Source organism: Peribacillus phoenicis, from assembly GCF_047238085.1.
GTDB lineage: Bacteria > Bacillota > Bacilli > Bacillales > DSM-1321 > Peribacillus.
Window position 1 is genome coordinate 1,617,218 of the sequence record NZ_JBDFMF010000001.1, and the last position, 21,348, is coordinate 1,638,565.

Sequence of the window (21,348 nt, forward strand, 5' to 3'; positions counted from 1 at the left end):
ATTAGGAGATAAGACCTAAAGCGAACGATTTAACTTATTGAGATCAAGATATAGACCACAAAGAGATCAATACGACGAACAACGGAGATGTAGGATAAAAAAGCAGTGTGTTAGTATTAGGACAGTGATTCATCAAGAAAATGAGGTGAAAAAAATGGTGAGAAGGAGATAGTTGCCTCCTGTAATAGATGTGGTATGAATCTTAGGAGGCTATCTTGATAATAGGAGATGTTTGAATATGAAACAAAACAAATATGATGATGCAAATTTCTTTTCTGGGTATGAGCAGATGCCACGATCAGTCAAAGGACTTGAAGCTGCCGGAGAATGGCATGTATTAAAAGAGCTAATGCCAAATCTGCATAATAAGAGGGTACTTGATTTGGGCTGCGGTTTCGGCTGGCATTGCCGATTTGCCCGAGAGCAACATGCCAGTTCCGTCGTTGGTGTGGATATTTCTGACAATATGCTTCAAAGAGCACGTGAGAAAACGGATGACCCTTGTATTTCATATATTAAAATGCCAATTGAAGACATCGATTTTTCCGGCTCTGAATTTGATGTGGTTATCAGTTCATTGGCTTTTCATTACATTGAGTCATATGAGGCGATCTGCAAAAAGGTGCATGATTGTTTAAAGCCCGGAGGCACCTTTGTTTTCTCGGTTGAACATCCAATCTTTACTTCTCGCAACGAACAAGCCTGGTATGACGATGATCACGGAAATCATCTGCATTGGCCAGTTGACAACTATCAATCCGAAGGTGTGAGAGAAACAACCTTCTTAACCGAAGATGTAGTAAAGTATCATCGTACGATTTCAACATATATGAATGACTTAATTTGTGCTGGTTTCAGCATTAAAGCAGTAAAGGAACCGATGCCTTCTGATGAAATGTTAAAAAGTGTTCCTGAAATGAAAGATGAAAATCGAAGGCCCATGTTTTTAATCATTTCAGCAGTAAAGGAAACAAATAATTCTATTAATGAAGGAATCAAATAAACGAAAAAAAGGCGTTTCTACGAAAGTTGGGACGCCTTTTTATTTACTATCATAATTTTCTATACAATTAAGCGTTGATTATCGACTTTAAATAGGTAATGATTAAATAGTTAAATAAGAAAATGGGAGTTTGGAGGAGGGAAATTGGATAGAGAAGGTATTTCCGGTTATTGAAACCAAACGATTGATATTAAGGGAAGTAACACTGGAAGATGCGGGTGACATGTTCAAATATCTATCTGATACAGATGTGGTGAAGCCAATGGGGTTAGATCCATTTGAGACAGTAAATGATGTATGGGATGAAATTAAATGGTACGAATCTATATTCGAAAAAGGTTCGGGAATTAGATGGGGAATTACATTAAAAGATTCCGGTAAGGTTATAGGAAGTTGTGGTTTTCTGAATATGGTAACCAAACACCATCGTGCTGAAATTGGATATGAATTAAGTAAAGATCATTGGGGAATAGGCATTGCGAGTGAAGCATTGGAAGCCGTTGTTATGTATGGTTATCGCCACTTTCAGCTGGAAAGGATTGAAGCTTTAATTGAACCTGATAATCACTTATCCCAAAAACTAGTGGAAAAACAAGGATTTAGAAGAGAAGGACTTCTTAGGCATTATGAATTTACCCGTGGCAAATTCGATGATTTATATATGTACTCACTCATAAAAGAGGATTTAGTGACCTTCTAATTCATTGTGAAGACCGGTTAAAAAGCGGTCTCTGTTTGTAGACAAAGTGGGTTTCGGAATGCTCGCACACGAAGCTCTTTTACGATTTTACTGAGGGAATGATTAATAATTTTTAAGGGAATTTTAGCGGTCTCTTGCTGAAGACAAACTCAATAGAAAGCTAGTTTGACTTCAGTTTAAAAAACGTTCTATCCGCAAGCGTCTTTGGTATCTGCCAGTTACTCACCAGGAGTATGGTAAATTTCTTCAATTTAATAAGTGTTTCATAAAACAGTAAAAATCAATAATGGAAATTAGTCTTGAACATGGTTTGGGATGAACAGCCTAATGTAAAAAAATTCTAGTTGATTGGAATGGAAGGTACGAGACTCCTGCGGGAAAAGCGCGTCCAAGGGAGACCCCACAGGCGCAAAGAGCGCCGAGGAGGCTCCCGGACCGCCCGCGGAAAGCGAGTGCCTGGAATGTAAATCAACGTTCAAATTTACAAACCCTCAAAAAAGTAAAAGCGGTCTTTTTTTATAGCTGAAAATTCATAAATTTCAGTTTCCTTATTTGCTGGTATAATCTCTTTCAACCTTACAAATTCGGGTAGTGTATGACGAGTACCAATCTTTCATACCTTTTTCTTGTGCCTTTTTGTGAGCGGCATTTTCCTTCCAAAGCTTAATGGCATCCAAGGACTTCCAATAGGATACGGTAATTCCTAACCCGTTTTGATCTCTTACGCTTTCGACTCCTAAATAGCCATCTTGTTGAGCGGCAAGTTCATCCATGAATTCAGCGGTTGAATTATAGCTTGCGGCATTCTTATCGCTTCTTTGGGAAGTGAAAATACAAGCGTAATAGGGCGGTTCGGGAGTATTTGCAAAAAACATGCAATGATGCCTCCTTTTAACTTAATATTCAAAATAATATCATATCGGCAAGAGCATGGATAGATGCCCGGTAAAGCGGGTACTCAGCAAAGAAAACAAGGAGGTAAGAAGCAGTATATATCACTGACTTGGAATTTCTACGGAAGGGATTTTATTCTAATTCACGAATATATATTACTTTGACGGTTTTACAAAAAAAGGAGATGGTTTTGTGTGCGGGATTCGTTAGCAAACATATAGAAAGAGATGCATTTTTACCGAAACAACGCGATATTCTTTTGGAAAATGCATTAAAAGATTTATCGGCAGATCCTGATGTTTTGGCTATTTACATAGCCGGTTCATTAGCAAAAGGAAACGATGATAACTACTCGGATATAGATTTGCACACTATTGTTATTCCAAAACGTAAAGCAGATTTTTTAAAGGAAAAAAGGAATAGAGCCAATAACTGGGGAAATGTTTCATTTCACGAAGACTGCAATCCTTCTTCACCGTATATCGTCACTCATTATAATACCTTTGTGAAAGTGGATAGCTGGTATCATGCACCTGAGGAAATTGTTCCCTCCATCTGGTTAAAAGAGGTAGAAGTCATCTATGATCCTTTTAATATAATGAGTCCTGTTATTAAGGAATCGGCAAAGAAAGTGTATAAACCTACACCTGATGAAGTTGAGCATTGGAGAGGAAAGCTGCTTGCTTTTGTCCATGAAACCTACAGGGCCGTTATGAGAAGAGAAATGTTATATGCACTATCCAATCTTGATAGGATACGGTGGCTGATTGTGTCTGGTTGGTATATGGAAATGGAACAACATATGGATGTCCCCTATGGAGCATGGACAAAAATCGAGGGCAATAGAAGTAAATTAGCTGGAAAGCAATTATCATTGTTGGAAAGTTGGGATTGTGGCCGCAATCCGAATGAAATTATTAAAACGTTGAGACATATGATCCCAGAATTCCTTAGACTAAATAAATACCTATGTACCCAAGTGGGTGTCGAAACAAATGAAGACCATATCAAAAGAATATTGGATATGGCTATCTGATGCCTTTTACAAAAGATTATGGAACATTGTTGTTCGTGTGAATTATGTAATCAGTTATGGAGGGATGACTAAGTGGCAGAGTTGGTATATCATGTAGCCATTTCACTGGACAATTTCATTGCCGACCAAGCAATGTTGGAAGGGGATATCAATCATTCTTTTTTCTTATTTGAAGGAGATCATGTCCCGGACTTTTTATCCGATATCCAGCAATATGAAGCGGTGTTGATGGGAAGTAAAACATATGAATTTGGATTTCAATTCGGAGCTAAACCGGGTGAACCAGGTTATAAGGGTTTGAAACATTATATATTCTCGAGCTCCCTTCAGTTTGAATCGAATGAAGAGGTAGAACTTATCGAAGGAGATGCCGTTGCGTTTATAGAAAACCTCAAACAGCAAAGTGACGGAAAGCTATGGCTTTGCGGGGGCGGAGAACTGGCTGGAACGTTATTAAAACATAAACTCATTGATCAATTGGTGCTGAAAGTGAATCCAGTCATAATCGGTGAAGGCATCCCTCTTTTCGGCAGCGTTAAGCCAAGTCTAAAATTGGATTTAGTTGAAATGAAACAATATTCAAACGGTGTGATTAAACCGACATATAATATTATTTATACTTAGGGCTGCGCTGACGCAGCTTTTTTAATGCAAATCAATGAACAATAAAAGGTGAATTTTTCTTTATTGAAAATTCACAAAGAAAATTAATTAGAAATTTATTTTTAACTTATATCCTTTCAGTATAACTTGAAAGGAGTTTTCTATATGAGAAAAATATTAAAAGTATCAAAGAATATATTTGTTACCTTCTTTGCTATTATCTTATTTGTAGTATTAGCTGTTTTTATTTATCATAATTATCAAAAGGGCAAGGAATCATCATTAATTAGCGTAGGAACATCCGTTGATTTTAATAACAAAGAAATTAATGTATATACGGAAGGAAGCGGGGAGGATACATACGTTTTTATGTCCGGTTCCGGAATTGCTGCTCCCGTTTATGAATTGAAAGGATTATATAGTAAGTTTGCAAAAGAAAATAAGATTGCAGTCATTGAAAGAGCAGGATATGGATACAGTGATGTTTTTCATGATGATAGGGATATTGATGTAATATTGGAACAAAGCAGGAAATCGTTAATGGAAAGTGGGAATAAACCTCCTTATATTTTGGTTCCACACTCAGTATCAGGTATTGAAGCTATTTACTGGGCACAAAAATACCCAAGCGAAGTAAAGGGAATTATTGCTTTGGATATTGGTCTACCGCACCAATATGTAACTCATAAAATGGGCATGGTTGATTCATTGACAGTAAGAGGAGTGAATATTTTAACGAAAATGGGTTTGCACCGTCTTGTTCCTTCTGCTGTTTATAATCCCGAAGTGATTCGGCAATCATTCTTGACTGACCATGAAAAAGAAATGTATAAAGCACTATCATATAAACAGTTTTTTAATGATGATATGGAGCAAGAGCTTTTGCATAGTTACAATAATGGTAAAAAATCTGTTAACTTGCCGATTCCAAAAGAAACACCCATTTTATTTTTAGATGCGATTGCCGATGAAAATAAAAATTCGAAATATACAAAACAAAAAAATGAAGATTATGAGGAGTTTGCAGAGAAACTATTAAAAGCGGATGTAATAAAACTGAAAGGGTCGCACAGCATTTATCTATACGTGCCAGATGAAATATATGATCTAGCCATGGAATTTATCAAATGAATATAGAAAGGCCCTGTTATGAAAAGATATAATATTTTAATTGTTGAAGATGATTTAATGATTGGTGATTTATTGAAAAGTATATTGCAGCGCGAAGAGTATAATGTATGTTGGATGAAAGAAGGAAAAGATATTATCGATATAATCCATGAGATGGATTTAGTCATTATGGATGTTATGCTGCCAGGAGATGATGGCTATCAAATTACAAAGAAAGTAAAAAGTCTAGGATTGAATATTCCGGTTATTTTTCTATCCGCCCGAAATGATATGGATAGCAAACTACAAGGTTTGACAATTGGTGAGGATTATATGACTAAGCCTTTTGATCCCAGGGAGCTATTACTAAGAATGCAGAAATTGCTGGAAAATCAATATGGTACTTTCACACAAATTAAACATTTATATATTGATGCCGAACATAAAAAGGTATTCAATAATGCCTTGCATAATGAAGTGGTTTTTACTGCGATAGAGCGTAAAATATTTTTCTATTTATATGAAAATAGGAATCGGATTTTAACGAAAGAACATTTCTTTGAATATTTATGGCAGCTCGAAGATAGGAATCAAAATATCATTAATGTGCATATAAAAAAAGTCAGAACAAAAATCAATGATAACACGGGAGAGATCATCCAAAATATATATGGAGAAGGGTATAGATTGAATACCTATATAAAGAAATGAAATTAAAGAAAAAATACCAGCTATTGTTATTTATTGCCGTTATTAGCGTGCCATTTATATTGCTGTTAATCAGTATCCTTATGTCACTAATTTATGATATGGCCTTTAAATCCAATAATAGTGACATTCCTTTTCATGAATCTTTTGCATATCCTACAATGCTGGGAGTATTTATTTTATCACTATTATTGTTAGCCTTCTTATTTTCCAAATCTATTAACTCGCTATTAAATAAAATAAATATATTGAATGAAACCATCAGGAATTTAGCCAGTGATGAGGAGATTCCGAATAAATTAGAGGTCAATAGCAATGATGAACTCGGAAAATTAACTAAATCGGTGAACTTACTAATTGAAAGAACGACCTATCGGGAATTGGAACTAAAGCAACAAGGAGAAATGAAAAAGGAACTCTTAAATAAATTAAGGCATGACATCAATACACCTTTAACAGCAGTAAGATTACAATTATTCTATTTAGAAGGTCAATATACGGATCAAGCTCCACTATTACAATCACTATATCAACAAATAAATTATATTTCCGAATTAACAAATGAGTATAATATTCAATCCATAGATACGCTTGATAATTCTTATATCTTAAATGACGAAGTGAATATGCACGATTTAATAGAAATGATGGTTAAAAAATGGGCCTATTTGTATAACATGCATGGTATTGAATTAATATATCATCCTTTAAATGGAGAGTTGGAATGGATGAGTAATGACTTGTGGCTCCAAAGGTTATTCGATAACGTTTTCCAAAATGTATTGAACCATTCGAAGGCTGATAAACTTGTGATAACCATTGAAAATAACGTGGTCAGTATCAAGGATAATGGAATTGGTTTCGATATCGATAGTAGTAAGGGGCTTGGCTTAAAAATAATCGAGGATATAGCTAAGACACTTCATATAAAATATAATTTGCAATCAAATGAAAGCGGAACGTTATTTTGTTTTACTGTCGAAAATACGATATAGATCTCACTTGTTTCGTTATTTTGCGGGGATACATCCGGGGATTTTGTCAGGGACTCATCAATATCATTCTATTCAGATAGTTTGCCATATGCAACATAGTTATCTATCACTTACTTATATAAAGCGATACAAAAAGGTTGCTATAGACCCACCCATTTTTAAGTTGATATGATATTCAGGTACTTAATTGTGGGGGGAAGTTGAATGGAAGAACAAAAATATAATGACCTCAAATTAGGCGAACGTGGAGCAATCATTAGTATAATTGCTTATATTTGTCTATCAATCATGAAGCTGGCTATCGGATACATAAGCGACTCAGCGGCCTTGAAAGCGGATGGTTTGAATAACACGACTGATATTATTGCGTCCATTGCCGTACTGATCGGTTTAAGGCTAGCTCAAAGACCCCCCGATAAAGATCATGGTTATGGTCATTGGAAAAGTGAAACGATTGCATCGATGGTAGCATCATTTATCATGTTTGCTGTTGGTGTACAAGTATTGATAGATGCAGTTGGTTCCATGCTTAAAGGTGGAAAGGAATCACCTGACATTATTGCCGGGTATGTGGGTGTTTTATCAGCAATAGCCATGTATTTTGTATACCGATATAATAAAAAGCTTGCTATGAAAATTAACAGTAAAGCCGTTATGGCAGCTTCGAAAGATAATATTTCCGATGCTTGGGTAAGTATCGGAACAGCTATAGGGATTTTCGGCTCCCAATTAAACATGCCTTGGCTGGATCCCCTTACTGCAGTCATTGTTGGATTATTAATATGCAAAACAGCATGGGATATATTCATTCAAGCCTCGCATGAACTTTCTGACGGATTTGATGAAAATAAAATTCATCTATATAAGGATGTAATTACAAATGTCGATGGAGTCAAGGGGATAAAAGAAATTAAAGGGAGAAATTACGGGAATAATGAAGTGATTGATGTTGTGATCCTTGTCAATTCTACCTTGGATATTAAAGAAGCACATGATATAGCGACACATGTAGAAAAAGTGATGATGAAAGATCATGGAGTGTATGATGTTCATGTCCATGTAGAGCCCAATTAATTTTCTCTTTTTATGAATTAACTAAAAAGGGGTATAAATCTGCTTTACAAACATATGAATAATATGCAATCATTAATTCATTACATTGGAAGGAATAGGTACCTTATACAATGAAGCAGTAATCTTATCAAATAAACAGTAAATCTAAATCAATTTCATTGGGTGTTATCGGTTAGATATTTTCAATGAAAATACGCGTCACTTTTTTTGCTTACTGGTTTTATCGGTAAGTCAAGTGATTTCACTTTTTCATTTGAACAAGAATCTTTTTAGATACCCATGTGAGATTTTTAATGATTATGTTTAGAGATGGGATACGTCTGTTCGTTTATAGGTACTAATTCATATACAACTACTTTTTCTGTTATCAAAGCAGATGAGGTATATTTGGTTTATGTATATTAATTTAGTAGCAGGCGATCTCTCTCTAGAAAAATGGAGGGGGATTTTTTTATGTTATTTTTAAAAGCGAATGATTTAAAGAAAAGCTACGGGAGCCGTGAAGTTCTTTCCGTCGATACACTTCATCTTTACAGTAATGACCGTATTGGTTTGGTTGGCAGGAATGGAGAAGGTAAAACGACCCTGCTTTCTATACTTGCGGGAGTGAGGGAACCCGATTCCGGTCATATCGAGAGCTATGGAACAGTCAGCTATATCCCGCAAATAGAAGAAACTGAACAAGAAATAAGCGGTATATTAACGAGCATATGGAAACTGCCAGATGAAAATCAAGAAATCATAAGCGGCGGTGAACGTACTCGAAGAAAAATCGCCGCAGCTCTGTCTTCCAATGCGGATGTATTGATCGCGGATGAACCTACGAGTCATTTGGATATATCCGGAATTGAACAATTGGAAAAGGATTTAAAATCTTTTAATGGAGCTATTTTGCTTACTTCACATGATAAAGCATTCCTGAATCATCTGTGTACAACAATATGGGAAGTAGAGCAAGGCAAGGTAACTGTATATGAAGGGAATTACGAAGCTTATATCAAACAAAAGCAAGTAAAAACAGAAAAGGAAAATAAGCAATATGAAGAGTATACCCGTGAAAAGAACCGGTTGAAACAGGCTGCACAAAACCTCCAAGCCAAATCCGATTCAATTAGGAAAGCCCCTACACGAATGGGTAATTCAGAAGCAAGGCTGCATAAACGGAGCTCCGGGAAACAAAAGGCGAAATTGAACCGTTCTGCCGAAGCGATCGAAACTCGGATCGAAAAATTAGCAAAAAAAGAAAAACCGAGGGAAGATCCTCCTATCATTTTTGATATTTCAGAATTTCCATCTTTGCATAGCAAAAGGGTCATTCGATTTAATGGCTGTTCCCTGAAAGTTGGCTCAAGGGTGCTGAAGCAACATATTTTTGGAGATGTCAAACTAGCTTGCAGACTCGCCATCAATGGTCAAAATGGTTCAGGAAAAACGACATTATTGAAAAAGATAGTGGAAAGGCACCCAGATTTATATGTCGCGAAGCCGGCAAAGATTGGATTTTTTGCACAACAACAAGAAAATTTGAATGAAAGTAAAACGGTTCTTGAAAATATATTGGAGGACAGTCCCTACAATCAGGCTTTTATTCGGACGCTATTATCACGATTAGCTTTTAAAGGAAATGACGTTCACAAACAAGTATCACTTTTAAGCGGTGGGGAAAGAGTCAGGGCTTCCCTAGCTAAAGTTTTTTTGGGAAATTATAATGTACTGGTTTTGGATGAACCTACAAATTACCTGGACATTCATACTAAAGAGGCTTTAACCGAGGTGTTAAAAGCATATCCAGGAACCATCGTTTTTGTGACTCATGATCGTTCATTGATCCAATCGCTTGCAACGCATTCACTTTCATTTGAAGATGAACCTCCGAGAGTAAGTGCCATCAATCAGGAAGCAACAAAATCGTCCAAACGTAAGGATGATCATCAAGATAAACAGGCTGAACTTCTTATGATTGAAGTGCAAATCATCGAGACACTTGGGAAACTGTCCAGTGTTGTGAAGGAAGAGGAAAAGGAGGAATTGGATAGGGAATACCTTCGACTCTTGAACAAGAAAAAGGAACTTGAAGATTAAGTGCAACCCATAAAAGGCCCTTCTCAATCGAGAGGGGCCTTTTGATTGATAAAGAGCGGTCAAAGTAGAGAGAGTTATTTTACACTTAAAATACCAACAAAGTGGATTAGTGAAAATTAATGAAAAAAAAAGATGACAAATGTTAAAATTAACCGAGTTTATGTAGAAGGGGTATTTACACCAATCAAAAAAGAATGCCAATTATTATAAGCATTCCTATGCATTCAGATTTTGCTGCTGTTGCTCTCGTTTTCCGGTTTCTTTATGATTGCGTATGCTAGGTATCCTATTAAGCCCATAAATAATCCGGTGCCGCCTACAATATAAATCATTGTAAACACTTTTCCTAATGTTGTCTGCGGTTCAAAACTGGGATGCCCAACCGTGCTAAGAGTAACAACACAGAAGTAAAGGGAATCAATCACAGTTAGACCTTCCTGCTTAACATAGAAAATCGTGCCGGAAAATAACATAACGAGGACCAAGACGAAAAGAACCTGGAAGTTCTTCAGTTTAAAAGCGGACCAGAGCGCTTTTAGAAAACGTTTCAAGGTGAGGATAAATGAAATCATTGGTAATCGAATTTCCTTTCGGTTCATTACATTTTAAGTAAAGTGAATGAGTAAATCCTGATATTCGAGCTTGATCTGTTAATCATTCTACTATACAGGAATTCAGTTTAGATTGACAAAGAAACCTGTTTATTTTGATCTGATTTGGACTAGAAGCGTTGGTAAACAATAGAAGGAGAAACTAAGTAAGAAGGGGGACAATCATGAAGCCACGTATTACTGTCATTACATTAGGTGTGGATGATTTGGAAAAATCGCTGGAATTCTATCGGGATGGCCTGGGATTTCAAACAGAAGGGATAGTGGGCAAGGAATTTGAGCATGGAGCCGTTGCCTTTTTCGACCTGCAAGAAGGCCTAAAGCTTGCCATATGGAGTCGCAGGGATATAGCTCATGATGCCAAGGTTCCTTTGTCTCCGACAAGTCCTACTGAATTTACCCTTGGTCACAATGTAGGCAGTAAAGAGGAAGTGAATATTGTGTTGGAAAAAGCAAAAAAAGCTGGCGCAATCATAACCGATCCGGCACATGACACTTTCTGGGGAGGATACTCTGCACACTTTCAAGACCCTGATGGACACCTTTGGGAGGTCGTTTGGAACCCGCAGTGGGACATCACAGAATCATGAATGTGATCCATTTCAAGTTGATCTTGCTGAATAGAATCATGTTTTAGAAACATCACCTCAAGTTTTAATATTTCTAAAAGGACTCTAGGCAAAAGGATTCTATCTAAAGGTTAAAACAAAGTTGATTGGAACGGAAGGTACGAGACTCCTGCGGGAACAGCGTGTCTACGGGAGACCCCACAGGCGAAAGCCGAGGAGGCTCCCGGACCGCCCGCGGAAAGCGAGTGCCTGGAGTGGAAAGCAACGTCCAAATTGTACAAGCCATAAAAAACACTAGACAAACCCGATTTTCATCGAGTTTGCCTAAAGTATGAACAAGCACTTTACCTAGGGGTTAAGTGCTTGTTTTTTATTAATGAATTCTCTACTTTTTGCAATCATTTCTTTATTCTTTTCTATCGCTTCGTTATTACTGTATTTCACCTGATTAACGGTCTCATTGTCTTCCATGTATTCAAGCAGCAAGTCTACCGCTTTATCCATCAGTCTTTCGATGGGGATACCTCTTTCTTCAGCCAAATTAGCGAGTCTATTAGTCAAGTACGGATTGAGGGTAATGTTTATTGGTTTTCGCGTTTCAGAATTGATAGGCCGTTCCACCTTCAGTCTTTTAATCTATCATATACCTTTAATTGAGGGTAAACAAATTTAGTGTAGGGAAATGTATGTAGGCTTGTACAGAATTGGAAAGAAGCATTATTTAGGAGATAAATTCCTGAACGCATTAGTAAGTCTTGGTTTTAATATTTGGATAAATCTCAACTGGTTCTGTTGGCTTGAAATAAGGAAACAAATAGCGTTTTATGAACGTCGAAATAATGTCAATAGAAATGTTTAGTTGTGCTTAAAAGACTTATTATTAGACATATATTTATTGCTTCCTGGGAGTTTCTTGATTTTGTTCCAGGCTTCAATCGCTTCTTCACGACTTTTCCCTTGATTATTAGGATCAGCAAAAAAATCACGAATAAATTTATTGTATTCAAATTGAGGAGCAATATTTTTCTTGTACGATGGGTCTTTCTTTCGCTCTTCTTCTTTATACCAAGCATCTACTACATCACGATATATTTTTCCGATGTTGTTTTTAAAATAGTTTTGGATATAGGTAGAAAAATGAAAATTAAGGAAGTATTGCGTACGGCCCTCCAATTAATATCAAAATAACATACTATCAAAAGGGGTGATAATATGACGAAAACGAAAGAGGATCTCTCTGAATAATCATTTCAATTAATTCTCCATAGCGGGAATGCCCGCAGCTGTGCAATGGAAGCCATCGCCTTGCAAAAACAAGGTAAATCAAGCGATGCCCAGGATAAATTAAAGGAAGCGGAACAAGAAATCGTTGCGGCACATAAAATCCAAACCGCATTGAATCAACAAGAAGTGAATGGTGAGAAATTCGAGATTCCAATGCTCTTGATCCATGCTCAGGATCACTTGATGACTTCCATGACAACAAAAGATTTAGCGATAGAAATCGTGGAATTACATGAGAAAACACAAAGGAACTAATAATATTCAAGAGGTTGCTGCGGCAGCCTTTTTCTTATGTTCATAACGTGTGAACTTGCACGAGAAGGCGGCGATATATTTCTTCATGAACCTAAGCTCAAAAAATATGGCATGAAAGGGTCACTCAAGATTAGGAATCTCCGAAATTTTAAATTATACTAAGGTTCATGGCAGCAGCAATTGATGCTGTAACAGATTAACGAAGGGTAGTCATGATAGAAAAACAAACAACTAATTAGCAAGCCCAATCATGTTATAAAAGGGGAGAAAAACATGCAAAGAGTCAATCTAACTGAAGATCTTAGTCTTTCACGCATTGTACACGGTATGTGGAGATTGGCAGATTGGAGATTTTCTACCGAGGAAATCCTATCTCTTATTGAACACGGAATGGATCGGGGCGTCACTACATATGATCACGCCGATATATATGGCAGTTATACGTGTGAGGAGATTTTTGGGAACGCACTTTCATTAAAGCCATCTTTACGCGATAAAATGGAGATTGTTACGAAATGTGGCATAGTTCTTAAATCAGAAAACCGTCCTTCCCATAAAAGTCACCATTATGACACTAGTAAAGCCCATATCATAAAGTCTGTTGATCAATCTCTTATGAATCTTAAAACGGATTATATTGATCTGTTACTTATTCATCGTCCGGATCCCCTGATGGACCCTGCGGAAACGGCTGAGGCGTTTAATCAATTAAAAGAATCAGGAAAGGTCCGTAACTTTGGAGTATCGAACTTCAAAAAACCGCAATGGGATATGCTTCAATCTTATCTAGAATATCCGCTTGTGACGAATCAGTTGGAGCTTTCTGCATATAATCTTGAAAACTTCGAAGACGGAACCATGAACTCATGTCAGGAAATGGGCGTGGCGCCAATGGCATGGTCACCGCTTGCAGGAGGAAGCATTTTTGAGGAGTCGAATGAAAAGGCTGTCCGCTTAAGAAAAACGTTAGAAATCGTGAAAGAAGAAATCGGTGCCAATGGAATAGATGAAGTGATGTATGCATGGCTGTTGAGACATCCCGCAAAAATCATTCCAATCGTTGGATCCGGTAAGAAAGAAAGACTGGACAGCGCCATTGATTCACTAAACCTAAGCATGGAAAAAGAGCAATGGTTTAACATTTTAACAAGCTCGATGGGACATGATATTCCCTAATAAACAGACCTTTGAACAAAAAGAATGGGACTTCCAAGAGGGGGTCTTTTCTTTTTGCGTGAAAAATCATTGGGAATCAACTCAGTTGTAGACGTTTAACCAAACCTCTCATGACATTTCTCCAAAAATTCCCCAAAGACCAATCTATCTAATCAAGCGAACGACAGGAACATCAATCTTTATCCCTTTTATGAATAAAACTTCAAATAACCCTCTTTTTTTTAACCGAATTCCCACCAAAAATGTTCTACTGATATATTATTAAACGAAGACATACCTCAAAAATCATTGTAAGTAATTAAATGAAATATGTCTTGTAAATGGCAAAACTTCAAAATCAAGGGTAAAGTCTACTCTATGAGTCATTCAATTTCTCCATTCGATAAAAATCCATGGGTAAACAAGTTTTATAAAGTAAAATTGTTAGTGAGAATAATTATACCTATTATGATGATGTTTTTTTAATATATGTTCAAAAATATAGTTCTTTATACCTACTAATCTTTTGGCCTATTCCTATTTTTCATGGGTCGAATTATACTTTCCTTAATTCCATTTGAGGAAAATTGTAGAATTATAGGAGGGTGCTAATGAAGGAGACAGAAGCAACCATATCTTAAATTGGAAAGTGCTCCCATGTATGTTGATTATTCATTTGTTTAGAAGTCAATAACCAAAGACTGGTACATTGCAGCTGCCAATCAGGGTGTTGTTGTTCAATTTCTTCAAGATGAAACACAAACCACATAATTTTGTATTCGAACGACCATCCGACCAATTCCACTTTAAAACCTCATTCTTTTCCGAATGTACCTCAAAAAAGAATATTAACCAATATGCGTAGTCATACTTCATGGTACTTCAATAGTTGTCGGGGAGATGTTTTTTATTCGAAGAGGATAAGGATTCCTGTTTACAAAGTCGCTATGATACCCATGGTATACTTGATTATTCATCCAAACCAATGATTCCAGTTCATGTCATCGTTTACAATGACACCAATTAAAAACAACAACTGTACCTAAAAAAGATACACATACAAAAGGTTATTTATCAGTCTCTAGTGATTTTGGAGATCATTATACCGACAACCTATACCGGTAAAAGAGGGACTTCAAATCATTGATTGAATTCCCGGTACCAATAGTATTCAAATAAATAACAAATCATACGACATCACTAACGATACTTATGCAGCACCACCATAAATTAATGGGGGGAAATAAGATGAAGCTTAATAAAAGAAAGCTAAATAAATATAAATTGGTAGTATGGACATTGATTCTCGCACTGATTGTATCCATTATTCCGCCTTTTCAGGGAAGTGTCACTTTTGCAGAGAAGAACGAACCAATCAAAGATGTACATGAATTACAAGAGATGGATGAATTAAGGACGGAAAATTCTAAGACGTACCTTGATACTAAGACACGAGAATATGTGCTAGAGGAATATACAGAACCCATCCACTTTGAAAAAGACAATAAATGGGAGGATATTAACAATGATATAGTCGCTGAAAAAGCTGAATCAGACGATGGGGATTTATCTGTTGGAAATAAAGCAAATGATTACAAGGTGAAGTTCTCTAAGAAAAGTAAGCAAAATCGAACGATACGATTAAAAAAGCAAGATAAGCAGCTTGAATTCGGTTTAGTCGGTGTAAAGAAGGTAAAAGGTGTAGCTGAAGAAAATCGTATGACATATCCTCGTGTTTTTTCAAACGCTGATTTAGTTTTTCATGTCGATAATAATGCCGTAAAAGAAGAATTGGTTTTTGAGAGCAAGCCTGAAAATAATAAGTTCTCCTATGAGTTTACTTTGAAAAATCTACAAGCAAAAGAAGGCGATAATGGAGATATCATTTTTGAAGATAAAGACAAAAATGAATTTTTCGTTTTAACGAAGCCTTTTATGTATGATGCGGCCGAAAATATTTCACACGATGTTTCCATGAAGCTTCGTCAGGAGAAAGGGAAGACTTATGTCGATGTAGTCGCTGATGAAGGCTGGCTAAATTCAAAAGAACGGAAATACCCCATTGTCATTGATCCAACAGTTGGAATCCAAGATCACACCACTTCAGACACATTCATTTCATCCGCATATCCGAAAGTGAATTACTGGCTGGATCCTTCTCTTATCACAGGAAAACAAATATATTACGGAACAACTCGATCTTTAGTTAAATTTAATTTGAAAAATTTATTAAGCGGTGCAAAGATTACATCTGCAAATTTAAAATTAAGCTCACATTCTAACTTAAATGGATTCGATCATACAGCAAGTGTTGGGGTTTATCCCATTTCAAAGCCATGGGCTTCAGATTCAGCAACCTGGAGTAACCAGCCATCCATTGAATCGCAAGTATCAAACTTGAATGTGACAAAAGATAACGAGTATACATTCTTCATGACAAATCTTGTTAAAGAATGGTATAGCGGAAAAAAAGCGAACCATGGCATCATGCTGAAAAATGCAACTGAAACCGTAAATCGTAAAATGTTTCGTTCTAGTGATTACTCTGCAGATCCATTGAAAAAGCCTAAATTGACTGTCGTTTATACGATTGAACCCATTGGCGTTGAAAGTTTTTGGACCTCAGCGGACTCCAATGTCAATACGTATAACGGTAACTTTTATACACAGGAAACGGACTTTACGATTGATGGACGCGGCCTGCCTTTAACCGTGAATCGTACGTATAATAGCCGGTCCGACGAATCAGGTGTGTTTGGCTTTGGTTGGAGTTCGAATCTTGATCAAAAACTGATTTTTGCAGCGGATGACCTTGTCCTTTATCGCGATGAGGATGGCACGAATCATATCTTTTCAAAGAATGCATCTGGTGAGTATGATTCACCTGGAGGCGTTTATGTACAACTTGAGAAAAACACAAATGGAACATTTAAGCTCGTGGAAAAGGATGAATCTTTTACAACGTTTGATGCTTCAGGGAAAATGGTTAACGCAACGGATACGAATAATAATAAAACGACTTATGCCTATTCAGGGAATAAACTAGTATCTGTAACCGATCCATCCGGAAGAAAAATGACGATCAGTTATGGTTCCAACGGAAAGGTGAGTTCGATTGTAGATCCATCAAACCGAGAATATATGTATACGTATGATGCAGCCAGTAACCTGACAGGGTATTCTGAAACGGATTCCAAACGAACCGTTACCCAAAATACCGGCTATGGTTATGGCGCAAATCATCAAATGACGTCCTATACGGATGAAAAAGGCAAGAAATTATCCATGACCTACAATGCTGAAAAACAGCTTGTAAAATATGAACAGCCAGTTACAATTGCCGGAGCTCTCCAAAAAGATTATTATACAATGTCCTATAATGGGTCAACTGGAGTCACCACGTTAACCGATTCAAGAGGTGTCAAAACAGCCTACACCCATAATGCTTACGGAAACGTGATAAAGTCTGTTTCAGATGTCGGCGGTCTTAATTATACGCGAACATTTAACTATGATGATCAAAATAACATTATTCAAGAAAAAGATGAAAATGCAAATAAATCGGGTTCCAATGCAACGTATGATTATGGCTATGATGATTCAGGGAATGTAACATCATTCAGCAATACATTAAATGAGCAAGAAAAAATTAAGTACGATGAAAACAATAATCCCATCGAATTTATTGATGCGAAAGGTAATGTATCAACCGAGGAATATGACAGTAACAATAACAATGTGGCGTCTACGGATGCAGCAACGAAATCTTCTGCTGTAAAGTATGATTCGAACGGGAATACCATAGAGGAAACATCATCTTTAAGTATCGGTGAAAATCTCTTGAAAAATGGCAGTTTTGAAACAGATGCCAACAATGATAAATGGCCAGATAATTGGACAAAAATCGGTACAGCTACATTCACCTACGATTCAACTGGCATATCGATTCAAAAAGCTAATCTTGGCGTAAAGCAACTTAAAATTTCCAATCCAACCACAGCGGCAGCAGTCGAAAGTGGACGTATCCCTTATAATGCTCAAAAAAAGTATGTAATCAGTGGGTACATGAAAACGACCAATGCCAATTCCAATGCTAAATTAGTTATTACCGGCGGAAACGCAAGTGGTAAAATGACTCAAACCATTAGTAGTCCGATGCTTTCTGGGACAAGCAATGTAGAGCGGATGCACCTGGTCATTAACCCTGGTGACCTATCAAGTGATACTGAATCCTTCACCCTCAAGGCCTATGTCAATGCTGGTAAGGGAGACTTTTATTTTGATGGTTTACAAGTTGAAGAGGAATATTATGGAGCCTTCAACTTAATTGATAACAGTAATTTTGAAATAACGGATAAGAATGGGGTTGCAGATGGCTGGTATTATCCGGGTACCTTAACATCTTCGGATGGAGTGGATGCAACAACAGCGTATACCGGAAAAAAGTCAATCAAATTAACGGGTAAGCGCGAGGTGGACAAGTTTGTTCGCCAGGAGGTTTCCGTAAACGGAAAAGCGGGACAAGAGCTTACGGTTTCAGGGTTTTCAAAGGCCACTTCTCCAACCGCTTCTGCGGGACCTTACCAAATGAATGTAGCGATTAATCATAAAGATGGCACGACACAATGGGTAAACGGATATTTTGACAGTAGTAAAACACATGATTGGCAGCATACTTCATTAAGATTCGTAACAGCGAAAGAGTTTAAATCATTGACTGTGTACTACCAATATAAGGATCAGACGGGAACGGCTTGGTTTGATGCAGCTAAAGTGCAAATAGGTTCTATTCGGACGAAACAGGCTTATGATGCAAAAGGGAACTATGTCGTGAATAGTACCGACCCTGAAGGGAACACGGTATGGAAAACATATGATTCCATTGGAAATGTAACAGGGGAAACAACCGGCGGGGATACAAGGAAATATGAATACAATTCGAATGATAATTTAACGAAGGTTATTGATGAGAATGGCAGAACAACTACCTACGAATATGATAAAGCTGGCAATCATACAGCGACTATCAATGCGAATGGCAAAAAAAATCTGTCTGTCTACAATGAGAGAGATCATATTACATCGTTAACGGATGCGCTTGGACGACAAATAAAGTATGACTATGATTTAGTTGGAAACGAGACTAAAACAAGTTCACCAAATGGAAGTATAATCGAGCATTCCTATAATAATGTAAACCGAAAAACGTCAACTTCATTGAACGGTGTAAAGCGTTATGAATTCTCGTTTGATGCCAATGGCAACCAGCTAAGTGAAAAGGACCTCTTAACAGGAGTAACGACTAACTTCGTCTACGATGCAGACGACAAACTAAAAGAGAAGAGTTATTCCAACGGAAGGAAAAACTCGTATACGTATGATAAAAACGGTAATGCCTTAACAAGCTCTTTTTCCTCTGGGTCTACAAATATAGCCGTTAATCGTAAGGTAGATAAAAACGATCAGATCACTAATATTTCTAGCGGGAATACATCCGCGTCCTTTACGTTTACAGAAAATGATCAACTTGCAGGATTGAAAAATAAAAACGGGACGTTCACTTTATATAATTATAATGGCGCTGATCAACTGACCCGCTTGTTAACAACTAATGCAAGCGGCACGATCCTTGAATCTTTTGACTATACGTATGATGCAAAAGGAAACCGTTCATCAGAAAAGACGAAAGATGGCACAAGCCAATTCACTTACGATAAGAGTGGACAGCTTACCAAGGAAGTCCGTCCAAATGGAAACGTGATTGATTACACGTATGATGCAGTAGGAAATCGTCTGACGAAAAAAGTAACAAAGGGTTCAACCTTTACGACCCATACGTATACGTATGATGCGGCCAATCAGCTTGCCACGAATAACGGAGCTTCCGTTTCTCACGATAAAAACGGGAATCTTACAAGCGACGGAAAAAGAACATTCGTGTATGATGCTCAAGATCGTTTAATGGAAGTAAAAGAAGGGGCAACTAGTCTAGGAAAATACCAATATAACTCTGAAGGCCTAAGAACGAGCAAAACCATTGGCTCGACAGCCACTTATTACACTTATGATGAAAACAATAATGTGGTATTAGAAACCAATCAAAGTGGTGCAGTTCTCGCATCTTACGTCTATGACAACGCCAACCGCCCATTAACGATGACAAAGGCCGGGAAAACCTACACCTTTCATGCAAACGCCCATGGCGATATCACCTCAGTTACAGATGAAGCAGGAACGATCGTTGCAAGCTTCCAATACGACGCATGGGGCAACCATCTAAAAGAATCTGGCACCTTTGCCTCACAAGTTCCATTCCGTTACGCTGGATACCGTTATGATACTGAAACTAAGCTATACTATTTACAACAACGTTATTATAACCCGGATATTGGAAGATTCTTAACGTTAGATCCAGTCTTGGGTGATAAGGAAAACCCTATTACACAGAATGGTTATAACTATGCAGATAATAATCCAGTTATGTTGGTTGATCCCGATGGGAAACGAGCATGGTACGGGATGACTTTAGTGCTAAACAACAAAAGACATCTTTATGCAACTAAACAAGGATTAAAGGCAGTGAAAAAATCATATATTGGTGATGGTTACAGTGGAGCTGTTGGAAGAGGGGTTGGAGGAGCAATCGAGGGGGGAGCTACGTACAAGAAGAATAAAAAAAAGCCTGTAAAGAAAGCCAGAGGCCGGGTATTGAAGAGAACTAAGTCGAGTAGAATTGCCCTCAAAGTAGGTAGTAGAACTATCTTTGGGCCTGCCACCTGGGCTGTCGATGCTTATACTTTTTCTCGCGGTTACTATAAAGGATATAAAAGTTATACAAAAAGAAAGTGATTGGTGATTCGATTGTTTCATATAGTGTATGGTGCAATATGTTTAATCATATCTACTATTTTCTTCATTAAAAATAAAATGTATATATGGTTCATTTCCTTTATACCATTGGCATGTTTAATGATTTTTTCCATTACAGATATTTTAGATTTCATCCCCAGTTGGGCTGTAGGTCTTACTTTTTATATAATTTTTATTTTGACCATTTTCTTTTGTGTTGTCTATAGCTTAAAAAAAGATAATAAAGAAAATACGGACGATTCCTCTGATTGAATGAGGATAGGTGTAAATGGACGTTCGTAGGAGTTCACTTTTACGAACGTTTTTTCCTTTTGATGATGCGATTTTAGAATTTTCCTCGAAATTCCTGTCTTGAGTAAAAGCTAGATATGCTTTAGACACTGGACATCTCAAACTAGG

The 21,348-nt window shown here is 37.1% G+C and carries 17 protein-coding genes and 1 pseudogene; 13 read left to right on the forward strand and 5 right to left on the reverse strand.

Annotated features, from left to right (window positions below; translation table 11 throughout):
- The first annotated feature begins 238 nt into the window (after positions 1–238).
- Together ABC374_RS07825 and ABC374_RS07830 are read left to right on the forward strand one after the other, a co-directional pair.
- Positions 239–1,003 carry a class I SAM-dependent methyltransferase gene (locus ABC374_RS07825; RefSeq protein WP_413016842.1) on the forward strand — a complete coding sequence of 255 codons (765 nt, stop codon included), beginning with the start codon at positions 239–241 and terminating at the stop codon, positions 1,001–1,003.
- A gap of 148 nt (positions 1,004–1,151) precedes the next feature.
- Positions 1,152–1,703, forward strand: a complete 552-nt coding sequence (locus ABC374_RS07830; RefSeq protein WP_413020293.1) for a GNAT family N-acetyltransferase — start codon at positions 1,152–1,154, stop codon at positions 1,701–1,703.
- Positions 1,704–2,251: 548 nt separating this feature from the next.
- Here ABC374_RS07830 and ABC374_RS07835 read toward each other — a convergent pair.
- A complete protein-coding gene (locus ABC374_RS07835; RefSeq protein ID WP_413016844.1) occupies positions 2,252–2,578 on the reverse strand; it encodes an antibiotic biosynthesis monooxygenase family protein in 327 nt (108 codons plus the stop codon).
- A 209-nt stretch (positions 2,579–2,787) separates the two neighbouring features.
- Here ABC374_RS07835 and ABC374_RS07840 point away from each other — a divergent pair, with 209 nt between their 5' ends.
- The 7 genes from ABC374_RS07840 to abc-f all read left to right on the forward strand — a co-directional run bounded on the left by ABC374_RS07840 (position 2,788) and on the right by abc-f (position 10,205).
- Positions 2,788–3,633 (forward strand): aminoglycoside 6-adenylyltransferase, encoded by an 846-nt coding sequence (locus tag ABC374_RS07840; RefSeq protein ID WP_413016846.1) that lies wholly within the window; start codon positions 2,788–2,790, stop codon positions 3,631–3,633.
- A 72-nt stretch (positions 3,634–3,705) separates the two neighbouring features.
- Positions 3,706–4,257 carry a dihydrofolate reductase family protein gene (locus ABC374_RS07845; protein ID WP_413016848.1) on the forward strand — a complete coding sequence of 184 codons (552 nt, stop codon included), beginning with the start codon at positions 3,706–3,708 and terminating at the stop codon, positions 4,255–4,257.
- Between the two features lie 144 nt (positions 4,258–4,401).
- The gene (locus tag ABC374_RS07850; protein ID WP_413016850.1) at positions 4,402–5,367 is read left to right on the forward strand and encodes an alpha/beta fold hydrolase; all 966 of its coding nucleotides are present in this window, start codon (positions 4,402–4,404) and stop codon (positions 5,365–5,367) included.
- Between the two features lie 18 nt (positions 5,368–5,385).
- Entirely contained in the window at positions 5,386–6,057 is a 672-nt protein-coding gene (locus tag ABC374_RS07855) for a response regulator transcription factor (protein ID WP_413016852.1), read from the forward strand.
- Complete coding sequence (locus ABC374_RS07860) at positions 6,054–7,049, forward strand: sensor histidine kinase (RefSeq protein ID WP_413016854.1); 996 nt, start codon at positions 6,054–6,056, stop codon at positions 7,047–7,049. The genes ABC374_RS07855 and ABC374_RS07860 overlap by 4 nt, the downstream gene beginning before the upstream one ends.
- 204 nt (positions 7,050–7,253) lie before the next feature.
- On the forward strand, positions 7,254–8,123 hold the full coding sequence (locus ABC374_RS07865) for a cation diffusion facilitator family transporter (RefSeq protein WP_413016856.1): 870 nt from the start codon (positions 7,254–7,256) through the stop codon (positions 8,121–8,123).
- Between the two features lie 453 nt (positions 8,124–8,576).
- A complete protein-coding gene (gene abc-f, locus ABC374_RS07870; protein WP_413016858.1) occupies positions 8,577–10,205 on the forward strand; it encodes a ribosomal protection-like ABC-F family protein in 1,629 nt (542 codons plus the stop codon).
- A gap of 224 nt (positions 10,206–10,429) precedes the next feature.
- Here the strand turns inward: abc-f and ABC374_RS07875 are convergent, their stop codons facing one another.
- Positions 10,430–10,777 carry a potassium channel family protein gene (locus tag ABC374_RS07875; RefSeq protein WP_101221618.1) on the reverse strand — a complete coding sequence of 116 codons (348 nt, stop codon included), beginning with the start codon at positions 10,775–10,777 and terminating at the stop codon, positions 10,430–10,432.
- 203 nt (positions 10,778–10,980) lie between these two features.
- Between ABC374_RS07875 and ABC374_RS07880 the strand changes: the two genes are divergently transcribed.
- A complete protein-coding gene (locus ABC374_RS07880; protein WP_413016861.1) occupies positions 10,981–11,406 on the forward strand; it encodes a VOC family protein in 426 nt (141 codons plus the stop codon).
- Between the two features lie 327 nt (positions 11,407–11,733).
- On the opposite strand, the gene ABC374_RS07885 is transcribed toward ABC374_RS07880, so the two are convergent.
- The gene (locus ABC374_RS07885; RefSeq protein WP_350302151.1) at positions 11,734–12,006 is read right to left on the reverse strand and encodes a ribbon-helix-helix domain-containing protein; all 273 of its coding nucleotides are present in this window, start codon (positions 12,004–12,006) and stop codon (positions 11,734–11,736) included.
- A 234-nt stretch (positions 12,007–12,240) separates the two neighbouring features.
- Positions 12,241–12,528: pseudogene (locus ABC374_RS07890) on the reverse strand (DUF6434 domain-containing protein); the annotation flags it as partial.
- 114 nt (positions 12,529–12,642) lie between these two features.
- Here ABC374_RS07890 and ABC374_RS07895 point away from each other — a divergent pair.
- Positions 12,643–12,924, forward strand: coding sequence for a PTS sugar transporter subunit IIA (locus ABC374_RS07895; RefSeq protein ID WP_350302840.1), 282 nt, complete (start codon positions 12,643–12,645; stop codon positions 12,922–12,924).
- A gap of 273 nt (positions 12,925–13,197) precedes the next feature.
- Complete coding sequence (locus ABC374_RS07900; RefSeq protein ID WP_413016863.1) at positions 13,198–14,100, forward strand: aldo/keto reductase; 903 nt, start codon at positions 13,198–13,200, stop codon at positions 14,098–14,100.
- Positions 14,101–14,716: 616 nt separating this feature from the next.
- Here ABC374_RS07900 and ABC374_RS07905 read toward each other — a convergent pair.
- Complete coding sequence (locus tag ABC374_RS07905; RefSeq protein WP_413016865.1) at positions 14,717–14,884, reverse strand: hypothetical protein; 168 nt, start codon at positions 14,882–14,884, stop codon at positions 14,717–14,719.
- A 443-nt stretch (positions 14,885–15,327) separates the two neighbouring features.
- Between ABC374_RS07905 and ABC374_RS07910 the strand changes: the two genes are divergently transcribed.
- The gene (locus ABC374_RS07910; protein ID WP_413016867.1) at positions 15,328–20,928 is read left to right on the forward strand and encodes a DNRLRE domain-containing protein; all 5,601 of its coding nucleotides are present in this window, start codon (positions 15,328–15,330) and stop codon (positions 20,926–20,928) included.
- The last annotated feature ends 420 nt before the right edge of the window (positions 20,929–21,348 follow it).

What these genes read in the sequence shown, in the direction of transcription:
- ABC374_RS07825 (WP_413016842.1), top strand. Translation starts at nt 239, where the DNA reads ATGAAACAAAACAAATATGATGATGCAAATTTCTTTTCTGGGTATGAG.
- ABC374_RS07835 (WP_413016844.1), bottom strand. Translation starts at nt 2,578, where the DNA reads ATGTTTTTTGCAAATACTCCCGAACCGCCCTATTACGCTTGTATTTTC.
- ABC374_RS07850 (WP_413016850.1), top strand. Translation starts at nt 4,402, where the DNA reads ATGAGAAAAATATTAAAAGTATCAAAGAATATATTTGTTACCTTCTTT.
- ABC374_RS07855 (WP_413016852.1), top strand. Translation starts at nt 5,386, where the DNA reads ATGAAAAGATATAATATTTTAATTGTTGAAGATGATTTAATGATTGGT.
- ABC374_RS07860 (WP_413016854.1), top strand. Translation starts at nt 6,054, where the DNA reads ATGAAATTAAAGAAAAAATACCAGCTATTGTTATTTATTGCCGTTATT.
- ABC374_RS07865 (WP_413016856.1), top strand. Translation starts at nt 7,254, where the DNA reads ATGGAAGAACAAAAATATAATGACCTCAAATTAGGCGAACGTGGAGCA.
- abc-f (WP_413016858.1), top strand. Translation starts at nt 8,577, where the DNA reads ATGTTATTTTTAAAAGCGAATGATTTAAAGAAAAGCTACGGGAGCCGT.
- ABC374_RS07875 (WP_101221618.1), bottom strand. Translation starts at nt 10,777, where the DNA reads ATGATTTCATTTATCCTCACCTTGAAACGTTTTCTAAAAGCGCTCTGG.
- ABC374_RS07880 (WP_413016861.1), top strand. Translation starts at nt 10,981, where the DNA reads ATGAAGCCACGTATTACTGTCATTACATTAGGTGTGGATGATTTGGAA.
- ABC374_RS07900 (WP_413016863.1), top strand. Translation starts at nt 13,198, where the DNA reads ATGCAAAGAGTCAATCTAACTGAAGATCTTAGTCTTTCACGCATTGTA.
- ABC374_RS07910 (WP_413016867.1), top strand. Translation starts at nt 15,328, where the DNA reads ATGAAGCTTAATAAAAGAAAGCTAAATAAATATAAATTGGTAGTATGG.